General features: G+C 56.6%; 13 protein-coding genes. 3 read left to right on the top strand and 10 right to left on the bottom strand.

Annotated elements, in window-relative coordinates; all coding sequences use genetic code 11:
- Nucleotides 1-141 precede the first annotated feature (141 nt).
- The 6 genes from Q666_RS58775 to Q666_RS58750 all read right to left on the bottom strand — a co-directional run bounded on the left by Q666_RS58775 (nucleotide 142) and on the right by Q666_RS58750 (nucleotide 8,223).
- Nucleotides 142-969 carry a hypothetical protein gene (locus tag Q666_RS58775; protein WP_022997721.1) on the bottom strand — a complete coding sequence of 276 codons (828 nt, stop codon included), beginning with the start codon at nucleotides 967-969 and terminating at the stop codon, nucleotides 142-144.
- A complete protein-coding gene (locus tag Q666_RS58770) occupies nucleotides 966-2,675 on the bottom strand; it encodes a 4Fe-4S dicluster domain-containing protein (protein WP_022997722.1) in 1,710 nt (569 codons plus the stop codon). Before Q666_RS58770 ends, Q666_RS58775 begins: the two co-directional genes overlap by 4 nt.
- A gap of 12 nt (nucleotides 2,676-2,687) precedes the next feature.
- Complete coding sequence (locus Q666_RS58765) at nucleotides 2,688-3,707, bottom strand: cytochrome c family protein (RefSeq protein WP_022997723.1); 1,020 nt, start codon at nucleotides 3,705-3,707, stop codon at nucleotides 2,688-2,690.
- 52 nt (nucleotides 3,708-3,759) lie between these two features.
- Nucleotides 3,760-5,034: a 2Fe-2S iron-sulfur cluster-binding protein gene (locus tag Q666_RS58760; protein ID WP_022997724.1), complete on the bottom strand. Its 1,275-nt coding sequence runs from the start codon at nucleotides 5,032-5,034 to the stop codon at nucleotides 3,760-3,762.
- Between the two features lie 43 nt (nucleotides 5,035-5,077).
- On the bottom strand, nucleotides 5,078-6,475 hold the full coding sequence (locus Q666_RS58755) for a hypothetical protein (RefSeq protein WP_145903751.1): 1,398 nt from the start codon (nucleotides 6,473-6,475) through the stop codon (nucleotides 5,078-5,080).
- Between the two features lie 116 nt (nucleotides 6,476-6,591).
- Nucleotides 6,592-8,223, bottom strand: coding sequence for a multiheme c-type cytochrome (locus tag Q666_RS58750; RefSeq protein WP_286158865.1), 1,632 nt, complete (start codon nucleotides 8,221-8,223; stop codon nucleotides 6,592-6,594).
- 12 nt (nucleotides 8,224-8,235) lie between these two features.
- On the opposite strand from Q666_RS58750, the gene Q666_RS66860 reads away from it, so the two are divergent.
- Nucleotides 8,236-8,808 (top strand): hypothetical protein, encoded by a 573-nt coding sequence (locus Q666_RS66860; protein ID WP_286133728.1) that lies wholly within the window; start codon nucleotides 8,236-8,238, stop codon nucleotides 8,806-8,808.
- Between the two features lie 848 nt (nucleotides 8,809-9,656).
- The gene (locus Q666_RS58745) at nucleotides 9,657-10,526 is read left to right on the top strand and encodes a hypothetical protein (RefSeq protein ID WP_022997727.1); all 870 of its coding nucleotides are present in this window, start codon (nucleotides 9,657-9,659) and stop codon (nucleotides 10,524-10,526) included.
- Between the two features lie 1,020 nt (nucleotides 10,527-11,546).
- On the opposite strand, the gene Q666_RS58735 is transcribed toward Q666_RS58745, so the two are convergent.
- The 4 genes from Q666_RS58735 to Q666_RS58720 all read right to left on the bottom strand — a co-directional run bounded on the left by Q666_RS58735 (nucleotide 11,547) and on the right by Q666_RS58720 (nucleotide 13,339).
- Complete coding sequence (locus tag Q666_RS58735) at nucleotides 11,547-12,125, bottom strand: hypothetical protein (RefSeq protein WP_022997729.1); 579 nt, start codon at nucleotides 12,123-12,125, stop codon at nucleotides 11,547-11,549.
- Nucleotides 12,126-12,196: 71 nt separating this feature from the next.
- The gene (locus Q666_RS58730; protein WP_022997730.1) at nucleotides 12,197-12,457 is read right to left on the bottom strand and encodes a hypothetical protein; all 261 of its coding nucleotides are present in this window, start codon (nucleotides 12,455-12,457) and stop codon (nucleotides 12,197-12,199) included.
- A gap of 11 nt (nucleotides 12,458-12,468) precedes the next feature.
- The gene (locus tag Q666_RS65210) at nucleotides 12,469-13,050 is read right to left on the bottom strand and encodes a recombinase family protein (protein ID WP_022997731.1); all 582 of its coding nucleotides are present in this window, start codon (nucleotides 13,048-13,050) and stop codon (nucleotides 12,469-12,471) included.
- Nucleotide 13,051: 1 nt separating this feature from the next.
- On the bottom strand, nucleotides 13,052-13,339 hold the full coding sequence (locus Q666_RS58720; protein WP_022997732.1) for a hypothetical protein: 288 nt from the start codon (nucleotides 13,337-13,339) through the stop codon (nucleotides 13,052-13,054).
- Here Q666_RS58720 and Q666_RS66975 point away from each other — a divergent pair.
- Nucleotides 13,304-13,642 (top strand): helix-turn-helix transcriptional regulator, encoded by a 339-nt coding sequence (locus tag Q666_RS66975; protein WP_353608574.1) that lies wholly within the window; start codon nucleotides 13,304-13,306, stop codon nucleotides 13,640-13,642. The two genes, Q666_RS58720 and Q666_RS66975, sit on opposite strands and share 36 nt — an antisense overlap.
- Nucleotides 13,643-13,856 lie beyond the last annotated feature (214 nt).

Genomic DNA, 13,856 nt, shown 5'->3' with positions numbered 1-13,856 from the left:
CAGGCCCCGCCCTGCAGTTTCCTTTCCGGTCCGGTCCCAGACGACACGGACACCCGTCGGCAAGATGTCCGCAGAGCCAGTCGTCCTGCGGCCGTTCATAGCGGCGTTCCTGAACACCAATTCTGCGTAACAGGCTCATGGTCAGGCAATTCCGCTCGAAAAGGCATAGGCAACAACGACATGCGCCAGGATTGCCAGGATCAGGGCATAAGTTGGCGGTACATGCACAAACAGCCAGAGTTTCAGCAATCCGCCGTTGGCATACTGGAAATCAAGGTCGTTCTTGGCGCGCACCAGCTGGCGCATCCGTTCCAGACGCTCCTTGCCCTTGCCGTCCAGATACCGCTCGATCGATTGCAACTCGCCCATGATCCGCGAAATCGGCAGACTCGACTGGCGCAGATGCGCGAATACATACCGCGGCCGCGCAAAGAACCGGCCGAGCTCCCGCTGGTAGACATTGGCAAGGCTGACGGAACTGCCGTCTTCCAACGACGCCAGCGCCAGAGTTTCCGCCTCGTCCGCGATTTGCGCGCGCAACACGGGAATGCGCTCGAACAGGACCCGGTCACCTCTGCCTTCCAGGCGCACGGGAACGATCCGGGCCAGAAAACCGCCGACACAGCCACTTGCCGAAACCAGCACGAACAGGATCCACAAGAGCCATTCCAGCGGCGCATTCGGAAACCGCAGATGCGTATGCACCAGAAAGACGCCGATGGTCAGGAACCCGAGGTAATAATGCACCTGCAACCAATGGCGCACGCGCCCGAGCGGCAACGTGCTCAACTGCTTGCGAAACGTCAGCAGCAGCATGCCGGCCATGACCGCCACCAGAACCCAACCGTTGAGGAACTGGCTGTCGCGCAACGAGATCCGGTAAGCCTGGTTTACGGTCATGAAAACCGCGAGCAAAACAGCGGCCGCACCAAGCTTCAACAGGATGTTGCGATTGAGGAGCCAGCTCATTTCAGCCACTCCAGCAGTCTTTCGGTGTCGCGCATGTTGACGCGCGCAAGCGCGTCATGCGGACAGGACTGGACACAGGCTGGGCCCGTCAGCTGATCGGCGCACAGATCGCATTTGGTTGCCCGGCTGATGGGCTGCCCTTCGCGATCCGTCACGAACTGCCCGTTCTCGTCACGGATCTCGACCATCCGGATATTGCTGTATGGACAGGAATTGGCGCAGGTCGCACAGCCGATGCAGGTGTTGTCGTCAATGACGACAGTCCCGCTGTCCTCGGCCCTGTGAATGGCGCCGGTTGGACAGCCGATCAGGCAAACCGGATCGGTGCAATGCATGCAGGCGCTCGCGATCATCGCGTTCTCGAACCGGCTCCCCTGCCGAACGAAGCGGGGGTTGTTGTCGTGGGCGGTCGCGCAGGCGCGCACGCAATCGTCACAGCCGACACAGCGCTCCAGGTTGATCAGCATGGCTTCCTCACCGTTGATGAAACGGTGATCGACGAGGAAGTCCATCATGCCCTGGCGCAGTTCCCCGCGCGTGCCGTCACGATCATCCGGTCTGCCCTGCCGCAGGAAGGAAGGATCGAGCCCCGGCAATACATGTTTCTGGACCAGATGCGTCGGAATGCGGATGACGTCGACATAGCCGATGGCGCGCAGGCTCGTATCCAGAACCGGAGAAACCTTGTCCCGCGCAAACGCCGCAATCGCATCCAGTCCGAAAACGTCGTTTTTCGACAGATGGCCAATGGTCCTGTCACCGTGATCGATCCGTTCGCTGACCCGGGCAAAGCCACTGTTGATCAGCAACAAACCGTCGACGTGACTGCCCTGTTCACAAATCACCGGCTCCTGCTGGATGATGTGCTGCGCCCCATCTTCCTTGGAAATTTCAGTCTTGAACCGATGGGTCCAGTTGAAATTGCCATAGGTTTCGAACAGGGCCTCTTCTGCGATTTCCGCCAGCGCTGTGCTGTCGACATGGGCAAAGACCGGGCATTCCTGCAACCGGGTCAGCAAACCGCGTTCATGGTAAAGCTGGTCGATCTGCTTGCGGAAGCCATCCGACCAGTCTCGAATTTCGCGCAGCCCCTGCCAGCGCAGCTCGAACAGGACAGTGTCGTCCTCAAGGGCATAGATGGTCGCGCGCCTCGGGCTTCGGGTCAGGGCGGCCAGCTCGCCAAACATCTGCGGGGCTTCCAGCAGGAAAGTCTCGTGCTTCGCAATCAGCTCGTCCGCGTCGACACGCAGGGCAGCTTCCACCGTATTTGCTCGTGTGACTTCATTGATTGAAGCGGCCGCGGACGAAGGTCTGCGAGACCGCCGCCGCGCAGGGCGGTACTCTGGCGGACGCTTGCGCGCGAACAGTTGCGCAAGCGACCTGCGCCAGGATTTCTGTTGCTTGCGACCCGAGCCGGCGGTCGGCGCAGACGCAGTCAGGCCGAACACGGATCCGGACAGAATGATGAACAGCGAACTTCCATAGTCACCCTTGCGCAGGACAGTTTCGCCCTTTTGAAAGGTCCTGATCCGGCCATCATTCGCAATGACGCTTGCAACCGGCAGCCACGAGGGAAAGTCGGCCGGATTGACGTCGGCAAACGCCGGCAGGGCCAGGACACGGTCCACCGTCTCCCGGTCCAACGGTTCCTTGCCGAATGGCTCGTCCCAGCGCCGGTTTCGCTCGTCGCGAAGCTCCTGATCCAACAGTCCGGCTCCCTACTGCGTCACGGGTCCCTTGAACTTGTCGGCTCCCGGAATGTACTTGTCGACCGCGGCGAACGTCGTCCCGTCGTAGGTGTCGGCAAACTTGAGGCCGAGCACGGAGATCTTTGCCGCGGCATCGGTCAGCTCATCCTGGTTGTTCAGCTTGAGCTTGGCACCGCTAGCGATATCCTGGATCTCACCCAGTTCGGGCGCCTCGGGCAACAGCTTGGCAAGACTTGCCATGACCTTCGTGGCATTGCTTGCCCGTTTGGCCATCTTCACGGCGTAGTCTTTCTTCTCGGTCGCCTTGCTAACGCCGATCAGTGCCGTTTCCAGCTCGACGATACGCCCGACGAGGAACAGCATCCGCTTGCGTTCGATGGATGCTTCCGGGTTGGACTTGCCCTTGTTGTACCAGGTGTTGTGACGCACCTCGCCCTGGCTCCAGCTAACCAGTTCAAAGGCACTGCCGGGCGTGTGACCGCCGACATTCACCAGTTCCTCGTTCGGCACCAGGTGACAGCTGAAACAGTTTTTCGCCAATGCGTAGGTCATCTTGGGCCGGATCATGCCGGCTGCCTCGGCCTTTTCCCAGCGTGCGGCAATTTCCGCCTCGGTTTCCTGACCTTCCTTCTTGCCGCTGAAATCCGAATGCACCTTGTACCATTCCTTGGCAGGACCATGGCAGGACTCGCAGGAATTGCCGGCAATCGCCTTTTCCTTGCCGTCCACCATCTGCATGGTGAAGTGACAGTTGGTGCAGAGGCTTTCCGCCTTAAGTCGCTTCACGCCCATGTTGGCGGCGATCTTTTCGGCATCCTCGCTCTTGGGCAGATCCCTGAAGGTGCTGAAGTGATGCGTGTTCTGCCAGATCGAGGTTTCCTTCTTGTGGCATTCCGCACATTCGTTCGGTCCGACAATCATGCTCGGGTCAGCCTGAGCCGGGGCAAGTCCGGCCAGCGCGAGATATCCGACAGCGCACACGGCAAGGCAGGACGCCGCCTGGCGCAAGCCCTTCAGTAATCCAGCCATATCCAATCCCTCAATCCTTTGATCCAAAAATGTTGAACACCCTCTCGCGTCGTCAGGCGTCCAGAATGACATTGCCTCCCGGGCAAGCGATACACATGAGCACCGACCCTTGCGCCGGGCTGCTGGCGGGCCGCGTGACATAGGTCACGTCGCCTTCCTTGAGCGCTGTTGCGCAGGTTCCGCAGTTGCCCGCCCGGCAGCCGGAAGCGACCCGGATGCCGTTGCGTTCGGCCAGATCCAGCAGCGTTCCGTCCTGCTCGTGCCAGGAAACCTTCTTGCCGGAGCGCGAAAATTCCACCTGCACGCTTTCAGCCGCCTCCCGTGAACTTGTCGGCGACTTGACGGTTTTGACGGACGCAGGCCCGAATGCCTCGAAGTGGATATCGCTGTCCGGTACGCCCCAATCGCGCAGCTGCTCCGTCAACGAAGACATCATCTGCGGAGGGCCGCAAACATAGAACTCGTAGTTGGAAGACGTCAGATACCGCTTCAGCACATCAACTGTCAGGAAGCCCGGGCAATCGTAATCCCGTCCCTCAACGCAAGCATCAGTCGGTGCGCTGTAGAGCACGCGGTAATGGACGTTGCTCCGCCGCTCGGCAATCTCCCGGATTTCGTCGCACAGCACAATGTCATCGCCGCTACGCGCGGCGTGGAAGAAATGCACTTCGCGGTGGCTGCCGGCATCGTCAAGCGCTTTCAGCATGGACAGCACCGGTGTCAGGCCGACACCACCACCAATCAGGACAACCGGCCGTTCCGATTGCAGGTCCAATACGAAACCGCCCCTGGGCGCTTGCACATCGACGACATCGCCTTCCTTGAGGTTGGCATGGAAATAGGTCGAGGATAGCCCGCCAGGTACGGTTTCACCGGCATCCGGCGGCGGTGACAGTCTCTTGATCGTGACCCGGTACCGGTCCAGACGGGAGGGACTGTCGGACAGGGAATAGCACCGGATAACTGGTGCGGGCTGATCTGAAATCGGCAGTTCGAACGTCAGGAACTGGCCCGGCAGAAACGGTGGAAGCTCGCCTCCGTCATGCGGCTGAAGATAGAACGAGCAGATATCGCCGCATTTGTTTTCGACACGCTTTTCGACAATCCGGAACTTGCGTTTGCCGGCCCAGGTCGTTCCGGACTTGAGCCTGTCGACTTCCGCATTGCGCAGGGCAGCCTGTGCCAGATCGTTGAAATGCTGCAGGTGCCTGGCGTCCAGACGTCTTTCGCGAAAGACGGCCGCCACAGATGAATAAACCCCGAGGCAGAGCTGAAACAGGGCGAGCGCAACAATCGTACCACCGCCGATTTGCAGTGCCAGGATCATGGGCAGGCCGCCTTTCCGACCAGAAATGAGCCGATGTTTCTCATCAGAACCTCGTCCTCAGTTCCATTCGCAGTCCCGTTCCCGCCTTCCGGTCCTGTCCGGCGGAAACAAACCCGTCGACCTGAATGCTGCTCCTGTTGTTGAGGGCATGCAAGAGTTGGCCGCCGAATGCGACCACACCGGCGTCGCTGCCGTCGGTATCCTTGCGACCACCGAGTTCCATAACAAGCTGTGTCTTGTCCTCGTTGAAGAACATCTGGTGGCCGATAGATCCACCGAAGACGCTGTCTGCCCGGTTGGAAAGTGCAGACCCGCCCAGACCAACAGCCGGAGCGGCAAACAGGATGCCAACCTGACCCAGAGGACCACCCGTGAGGCTGTCGCGGGCAGCGGAGGTGTAGTTGCCGATAGCCCAGAAGGCGTTGGCATAGACAACGTTTTCGGACGCCGTCACGGTGCGCGAAACTTCCGAAAACATCAGCACGCCGTTGTCGACGGCTGGGCCTCGCTTTTCGATCGCGGTCGAGGTGTTGATCCGGAACGCCGTATTGTAAAGCCCGAACCTCTGTACGGCGGACGCCCCGAAATAGAAGCCGTCTCCCCCCTCGTCCTCATCGCTGATGACATAGGCAAGATCCAGATTGGCCGTGCTCTTGCGGAAATCGGCCTCGGTGAACAAGCCGAGAAGGAAGGCACTGTCGTCGAGTTCATTGTCGCCGCGGCGGATATTGTTCCAGCCGAAAACGCCGGTTGCCCTCAGATCCGGCGTCAGGCCGGGAATGACGATCGTGTCGCGCGTAATGCCGAGCGCGTCGACACTGTCGTTGATCATCATGCCTTCCTGAAAGAACAGGGGCTGACGGCCGATGGAAAATCCGAAGTCGAAATTGCGGTTGTCGTCCGGATCGAGGTTCGGGAAAATCTCGCCGAACTCACCTTCGAAGAACAGTGTCGTCACATAGGGATTGAGCCCGTTGACATATTCAACGCCGCCTTCATCCGTATAGAGAATGCCCGTGTTCCGGCGTTTTTCCGTCAAGGGCGAAAACCCGATGAGGATCCGCTCGGTGGGTGTCAGTTTCAGATTGGCAAAGATGTCGATGCGGCTCGCCCAGAACTGGCGCGGATCTTCAACGCCGTTGGCATAGTGGCCAATTGCGGTGCGCGCGTCGCCGAACACCCAAAGCGCCGGTTGCCAGATTGCCCCGGTCGGCAATTCGATACCGGGCGCAAGATTTCCGCTGGCGAGGAATTTCTCGCCGCGCTGGAAGATCGGCGGCGTCGGTTCGGGCTCCTCATCTTCCGCTATGATCGGAACTGCATCGGTGCTCAATTCGCTTGAATGGTGGTCACCGGCAATCAGGGGGGCAGGCCCGCTGTTTTCTTCTTGATGCTTGCGGACTTCCGCTTCCGTGACCATGGGAATGGGGTCGTCGCTCAAGGCACTGCCCGCTGCCCATACCTGCCCGCCGGCCTGCAGAAGAAGCGCAGCCGAAGCCACCGTCGTGATTGCCCACGCACTGAACCGCCGTCCCCGAGTTCTGCTTGCCTGATACCTCATTTGAGCACGACACTCGCCTTGCGCGTCCACAGCACGGAGCTGCCCTGCACCACCTTGCGCGCGATACCGGCCGGGCTCATGCCGTAGTCGAAGCCTGCTCCCTGAATGGCCGCGATCAGGTTGACCGGCACCATCTGGGAAATCAGCTTCACCGAGATGGAATAGCGTTCACCCGGTTTCAGGTTTTCGGCGGGAACGGCATAGGTCGCGGTGCGGCTTGCCCCCGGTTCCAGGTTCTGCTTGTGCTTCCTGGCCCCGCGCGGCCTGCCGTAGATGGTGGTTGCCCGGCGTTCCGGCCGAACGAGCGGCAGAACGTCCGTCGAAGTGTTCACCGCCAGTACCTGTTCGCGTTCACCGCCACGCAGCAACCGGACCACGAACTTGGATTGCAGGCTGAACAGGTCCTTGTCGAGCTTCAGCTCGCCATTGTGAACGTAAAGCGAGTGGGCATCGCGAACGTCGCCATTGGGGTCCCGGTCACCGGACACATAAACCGTGTTGCCCTTGCTGTCCTTGACCGTCACCTGAAGGAATATCAGCCGTTCGGCGTCAAACCCGGTCGGCACACCGTGTCCGTCCGTGCCGCTGCTGACATCGACGGAGAACTTGAGAGCCCGGCTGGTGTTGTCGACAATGGTGATGTCACTCAGCTTGAAGCCGTTGCGCAGCACCTGAAGCCGTGCCTGACGCGCCTTTTCCAGCCGCTCGAACTGGGTATCCAGGATCTCGCGGCCATCATAACGATCATCGATGGACGACCAGGCTTCGGGAAACTTGTAGCCGTCCTTGACGTTGTCCTCGAACTTGTCGGTTCCCCAACCGGCGCCGACATTGAACTGCAGCCATTCAGCCAGCGTCTTGAACTCCGCCGCCTCGACGTTGTGCGGGAAAATGCCCGGATGAATGATCGAGTAATCAGGACCTGCAAACATGTGGTTGGTCAGTTTGCGGTTACGGGTCGGGACATCACCGACGATTGCGGCGGGGCCATAGTCATAGCCGGAGGCAACGCCCTGAACCTTGCCCATATGGCAGTCCTGGCAGGTTTCGCCCCGCTTGGCGGCCGGCGAGCGCTTGTATTCGGCAAAAGCCTCTTCCAGCTTGAAGCCGTTGAACAGCGTCACATCATGACAGGTGCCGCAAAAGCCTGGCTTGGTGAGCGCGAAGAAAGGCTTCGCCTCGGTATGGATGCTGCGTCCCGGATCATCCTTGCTTTGGGAAACCCGGTATTCCTCGGGCGTGTTCAGAACCCGCTTCAGCTCTTCGCCGCCCTTCGGGCCATAGACCGGCGAGAATACATCCCCCTCTTCCAGCGCGAACCGGCCACTGATCTTGCCGTAGTTTCGGCTGACGCGGTGGCAGGCAACGCAGGTGATGCCTTCCCGTGAGGTCGGATTGCGCTTCAGGTTTGAGACATAGAGCGACTCGCCAATGTTCATGCCGACCGGGTTGTGACAACGAATGCAGAAGTCGCCATTGGTCGCGCTGGTCTTCATGTTGATGGTGGTCTGCATCGCCATGTAGATCGGGCTCAGCTGCGCATAGGCATGCTGAGACACGGACCATTGCTCATACTGGCCAGGGTGGCAGGTCGCACAGGTGTTTGCAGAGGGATATTTGCTTTCCAGGAAGAGCTTTTCATGCTCCGCATTGGCTGTTCGCCGGATCGTTTCTTCTTTTTTCTTGCCTTCAACGGTTTCAGTCAGCCCGGTTCCGCCGCCGCTCAGCAGGTCGTCATCATCGCCAACTGTCAGAAGGTCATCATCGGAAAGAAGATCGTCGTCTCCGGCCAGAAGGTCGTCGCCGGAAACATCGGCCCCGTCGCCCGCAAGCAGATCATCACCTTCAAGCAAATCATCCCCGGCAAGCAAGTCATCGCCAGCCAGAAGATCATCTCCATCAGCCTTGGGATCATCACCTGCCAGCAGATCGTCACCATCGGAAACAGAGGCGGCACCGGGTTCCTCTGCGGTCAGCAGATCATCGCTTCCGTCATCGGAAGGCAGCAGGTCGTCACTGCTGTCCGTCAGAATCGCCTCATCCGAAACCGCATCTTCGGCGGGCGTCAGCAAGTCATCATTCTGTTCGGCTTGCGCCAGTATCAGGCGATCGCCGGCGCTCCTGCCGTTTTCGAGTTGGGATACGAAATCGACCAGCGCCCGTACATCGCCAGATTGGATAAGCTGCTGGTGATACTGCCGAAATTCGTCTGAAAAAGCGGCTGCGCGATCAACACTGCCAGCGCCGGAAAGAATGAGTATTCCGAAAAGAGGCTTCAAAAACGGTCGAAAAAATTCCGATAAACGCGACATTCCAGATCCACACAAAACATGTTCTCAGGCCATCGCTTACACCGATCCCCCAACTCAAATTCACACTACGGAAACCTCAGGACAACATCAAAAGAAAACTGTTCACAAATTAGCCGCATTTTCGCCTTGGTAAACTCGCGGCTAACCGCGGGAACGAACAGAGCTACGCACTGTCGCATCGCTAACCGGTGCCTTCAAATTTCGGGCAATGGCGTGAATCAATTGCGTCGCCGGCAGCATCCGTCCGGAAGGTCACAAAGTTGCTGCCGCTGTGTTTCCGCTCGCAACAACACATTCTCGCAAAACAATGTTTGCGTCACACCAGCACACAGACTGGATTACCTGCAGCGCAGCGAAATAGGACTATGAAGGTTGGAAGAAGGAAAGTGGCGGAGAGGAAGTCTATCGAACTATGACAATAAATAACTGATATTAAATGATATTAATTGGATATTTTTGATTTTGCCTACTTCTATGCCTACTTTTGAACGTTCCGTCTCTCGATTTCACGCTTTCGTGAGCGGCCTACCCCAGTCTCCGCAGCTCGTCTTGCTTTCGCGTCGATCACGTCTCTTACAAACACAAAAGACCGCTGCTTCGAATGTTCTAGATTGGTGGCACCGACTGCTTACCGCTTCCATGAACAATTAGACGCCTCGTATCAAAGGAAAGCTACGCAAGACTCGTGTTTTGCAATCTACAGGGCATTTAACTAAAACTATTTGAGCATAACTTTGGGGAATTGATGTATGAACGCTTTGGTCACGCTTACTATGTCCATGCTCTTTTTTTGGATAACACCTGTTCTCGGCAGCGAACCAGTCGATGGAAAAATCTTCGTTCGACTGGGCATCGGATATGAACTCTCCGATACAGAAGCCACTTTGAGAGAGAAGTTGAGTTTCGATGACGCCTCAATCAAAGAGGGAATGTCTCAGGAAGCCCCCGCCTCTTGCTACGCTGCTCCTGGAATTACAGAGATATATGACATTGAGATTTCCAAAAAACGCCCGCCGCTGCATGTGACGCAGCAACTTTTCGAATTAGGCGCCATGCTGGTAACGATCCATTGCGGCGGAGATAGTTTTAGAAGGTTCCCTACAATTGAAGCGTCGAGAGACGGAAAAAACTGGTACAAACTTGGCAATCCCTCAGCACAGGCGGTATCGCGTTTTTCCATAGGCTTCATTCATCAATTGGTTTCGAAAGTAGGCTGGACCGTCGACGAAAAGAATAACACTGGAGTGCTTCAAGTCCGTAGAAACGGAGAGGTGCTTTTCGCATTTGCGGCCATGAAAAAGAGATTTTACGCAGCGTATTACTTCCGCTCTGAAAGCAATCGAAAAAAATTCAACATGACTGTAAAAGAACGAGGCCTAGAATATCACAATCAAATGGGTACGTTTGACAATGGCGACACTCGGTACACATCTGTCGTCAACGTTGGCAGGTTCGAACCCACGACGTTTCCATTTACACTTTCATTGGCATATGCTGAAACTCATGCTCGGTTACTCGACTACCTGTATATTGCGTTGGATGCTAAAGGCAACGCCGCTATTGAGGACCAATACGAAAAAATAACCGACATTCTCAGCGAGCGATTAAACACGAAATGACAATTGAAACTGCTTTTCGTTGTGTGGCCCGCGCTGCCAACTATGCCGGTTTCTGACACACTGATTGTGAAGGAGCTTAATCATCCCGATAGCCGCCTCAGTGGCTTTAGCATTCTCTATAAGTCCTTTAACGATCAGAGGTGTGCAGCCCCGGCTCAATCATCAAAAATCTGAATCAATTTCGCCCTCATTGATTCAAATAATCCATTGAAATCCTTACTCTTTTAATTGGCCTCGACCTAAACAATCTCTGTAAGCAGCTTATATTAGCTGCATGCCAAAGGATATGCTCCTATGCAGCGCCCGCAATACGATTGTGGCCGCAACGATGATTTGCGTTCTACTTCCTGCGTTCTCTTTCGCTGAAGAAGGCGCTTCGGTTGTCGTTGACCCGCGCATAAACTCGTCACGATGGGACCCGCCAGAGAGATACGTCGGCAAGTTCCTGGGCATCCTAACAGTCAAGACGCTACCACCTGAAGAAATCCATGCTGAGTGCGTGAGGATCGGTCAGGCTCCAGCTACAGATAAGCCTCGCGGGTGCGCTCGCTGGTGGCCCAATCCTATGCGGTGCACCATCGTCGCTATCGACAGACCGGCATATGGGACCAATCCAGCTTTTGTTATTTGGCACGAGATTGCTCATTGCGGACCTGAAGGCTGGCCCGACACCCATCCTGAGTGAACTACTGAGGCACGTGCTGCTCGTCTTCGCTAAGGAATTTGTAAATCGCAGCACGGACAAGCCTCGCACAAGAGATATCCCGATCCTTGGCAGCTTTCTTGAGGGCATCACGCTGCGCCGTCGTGAGCGTAACGGGAAGCTTCTCCGTATATTTAGCTTTTCTCACTTTAAGAACTTCCATAAATATCTGATTAAGTGAATATATCACGTCAATAAATATGAGAAAACATCAACAATACTTGAAGGCTAAACTCTGGTTGAGGGGTAAATGAAAAGCGCGCGGCAGGTATTAACCCGTCGCGCGCATATTGGCTCGATATCAGATTGGCTGAATTTTAAGCCGGTTGCAGTGCCTCGAACTCTTTCATGAGCTCCAACATCCGTTCAGGGCCATGTTCTTCAACGCGCGCGCGAAACTCAGACAGCCTTCCAATGCGTTCATCTTCACGTCGCTGACCTTCGCGGAGCGGCTCCAGTTCAGCATCCGTGATTTCCCGAGGTTTCGGCACAAGACCTTGCGCTGCCAAAAGTCGCTTCGCGTCCTCGCGTGCAGAAATGAGTGTTTCATCCCTCCAGGCACCGCCGCCATCGATTGTGCCGAGCAAAACCTTGACCGCTATTTCTTCAAAGGTATTCGCTGGAGTTTCATCGATCTGCTCCATTAGGGCGTCGTATTCTGCTCGGTGCGGCATCAGTTCGAACATCTCGACGAAGTCGAACTCCTGGAGCAAAGGAAGCTGCGCCAATTCTATGGCGAGCCATTCCGAATAGATCGGCCCGATTGCTGCGATTGCAGGAGCCGCGCATGACGAAAGAGTAAGCGCCGGCACGGCAGCGGCAGCGGAAACCGAGCCCGTCAGAAATGCACGACGATTGAACGTTGTGCGGTCACTCGGTATCGTATTAATAGCCATGTCAAATTCCCCGTGATTGGATTTCGTGGTTAGGGTAGGTTGGGCGCGTCACCGCCTAACCTGCCCGGCATTCAGAACAAGTCGCCTTCAAGTACCTTGTCCAAGACTTCGATTTCTCCTTTCGCTTCGTTGGTGATTTCGTTCAGCAGCTCCACAAGCACGCGGAGCTCCCTGTAAAACTCCCAGCCATCCGGCGTGTTCGGTGTGAAACCGTAGATCAATGACAGGATGACACTGGACAAAACCACCTGTCTTTCATTCGCCTGGTTGATAAGCTCGGCCCTCTCGCAAATGCGATCGGTCGCCTGTTTGGAAAGGCGTTTCTTGGTCATTGCCGGTTCCCTCAAAAGTCGCTGACGATTTCATCGATGCGGCTCAGTGCGGACGAATACTCTCCGAAGCGGATCTGCCGAGCGATGAAACTGAGATGTTTGCGAACGTCACCGGCAAGCGCCTTTACGCTGTCCGCAGTCGCTGCCGCATCGGTGTCGAGGCATTGAAGGTCATTCGCGAGCTTCTCAGCCAGCGTTTCCAATTCGCACAGGTGGCGCAGTACATGGCCGTCATCCCCGGCCAAGGGATCTGACAGGCAAAGCGATTGCCTGAGTTTGACAATGAAGTCCGTGAGCGTCCCGGCCTGTGACAGGCACTCAAGCGTGACCTGCTGTGACCGCAGCCATTCGAGAAAAGACAGCATCTCCGCGTCATCCAAGCCAAGCCGTTCCAGCTTCCAGACAATGAGCGTGTCACCGGGCTGAAGGTGGAGTTTCATGCGCTCGAATTGGAGGCGGCGCTTTTTGGGTTTCGCCATCCAATCCTGAAACAGGTAGTCAACATTTCGTCGAATGAGGGCGGCGCGTTCCTGCGCCTGTTCCCTGCCATCGGTGACCAGCGCATAGGCGTAGGTGCGTGTTTCAGGCTCCATGTCAGGCCCCCATTGCCGCCAGTTCTGCGGAAAGAGCGCTCCACCGGGCATAGTCCGGAGCGAACAGACGGGTTTTCATCTGAAGGCGGAGCACTTCGCCCCGAAGCCCTTCCCGGCGCAGATTGGCCGTTGCATCGAATTTGCCCGCCTTTGCATCACGCCATGCGCCGCGAAGGCACAGAGCGAATACAGCTGCGTAGGAATACCCGGCATAGAGCTTCGGAAAGTTCGCCATATCCTGACGGGTCCGTTTATGGGCCTCTTTCATGATCCGGGATTTGTCGAACATCGGCTTGTGTCCTTGCTGTGCAAGGTATACATAATAAGTGCAACGCTACATGTCAACATTAATAGTGCAAGGTATGCAAATAAAATGCTATCTGGAAAAGAATGCAAAGCCGCTCGCGCCGGTCTGGATTGGTCAAGAGACCAACTAGCGGAGCGCTCAGGGGTCGGAAAACGAACGATCATTGATTTTGAAAACGAGGTACGGGAACCGATAAGCGCGACCAGACAGGCCATTAAACTTGCGCTTGAGAGCGCTGGCGCTGAGTTTAAAGACGGTAAGGTCTGCGTGCCTGTTTCAAGGTAGCGAGCAAATACGAGGTCGGTGCGCGGTTGAAGCATTCAAGCTACTTTGCCCCTCATCGGGTCTAAAGTTGAGCACCGAGAATTGACGAGCAGCCTACTTTCGCGTTTCCACGCAGACGTTTATATCCCAGTCGGCCTTCCATTCGCATTTGTAGCCGCACTCGTAATCGCCTCGGGTCGGACTCGACATCAGCTTAAGCGAGCTTATAGCAGCG

It is taken from the genome of Labrenzia sp. C1B70, assembly GCF_000475395.1.
GTDB lineage: Bacteria > Pseudomonadota > Alphaproteobacteria > Rhizobiales > Stappiaceae > Roseibium > Roseibium algicola.
The sequence above is the reverse complement of the archived record's forward strand: the minus strand, read 5'-3'. Positions and strand labels throughout refer to the sequence as shown.

What these genes read in the sequence shown, in the direction of transcription:
- Q666_RS58775 (WP_022997721.1), bottom strand. Translation starts at nt 969, where the DNA reads ATGAGCTGGCTCCTCAATCGCAACATCCTGTTGAAGCTTGGTGCGGCC.
- Q666_RS58765 (WP_022997723.1), bottom strand. Translation starts at nt 3,707, where the DNA reads ATGGCTGGATTACTGAAGGGCTTGCGCCAGGCGGCGTCCTGCCTTGCC.
- Q666_RS58760 (WP_022997724.1), bottom strand. Translation starts at nt 5,034, where the DNA reads ATGATCCTGGCACTGCAAATCGGCGGTGGTACGATTGTTGCGCTCGCC.
- Q666_RS66860 (WP_286133728.1), top strand. Translation starts at nt 8,236, where the DNA reads ATGCTCCGCATTGGCTGTTCGCCGGATCGTTTCTTCTTTTTTCTTGCC.
- Q666_RS58745 (WP_022997727.1), top strand. Translation starts at nt 9,657, where the DNA reads ATGAACGCTTTGGTCACGCTTACTATGTCCATGCTCTTTTTTTGGATA.
- Q666_RS58735 (WP_022997729.1), bottom strand. Translation starts at nt 12,125, where the DNA reads ATGGCTATTAATACGATACCGAGTGACCGCACAACGTTCAATCGTCGT.
- Q666_RS58730 (WP_022997730.1), bottom strand. Translation starts at nt 12,457, where the DNA reads ATGACCAAGAAACGCCTTTCCAAACAGGCGACCGATCGCATTTGCGAG.
- Q666_RS65210 (WP_022997731.1), bottom strand. Translation starts at nt 13,050, where the DNA reads ATGGAGCCTGAAACACGCACCTACGCCTATGCGCTGGTCACCGATGGC.
- Q666_RS66975 (WP_353608574.1), top strand. Translation starts at nt 13,304, where the DNA reads ATGGGCCTCTTTCATGATCCGGGATTTGTCGAACATCGGCTTGTGTCC.
- Q666_RS58720 (WP_022997732.1), bottom strand. Translation starts at nt 13,339, where the DNA reads ATGTTCGACAAATCCCGGATCATGAAAGAGGCCCATAAACGGACCCGT.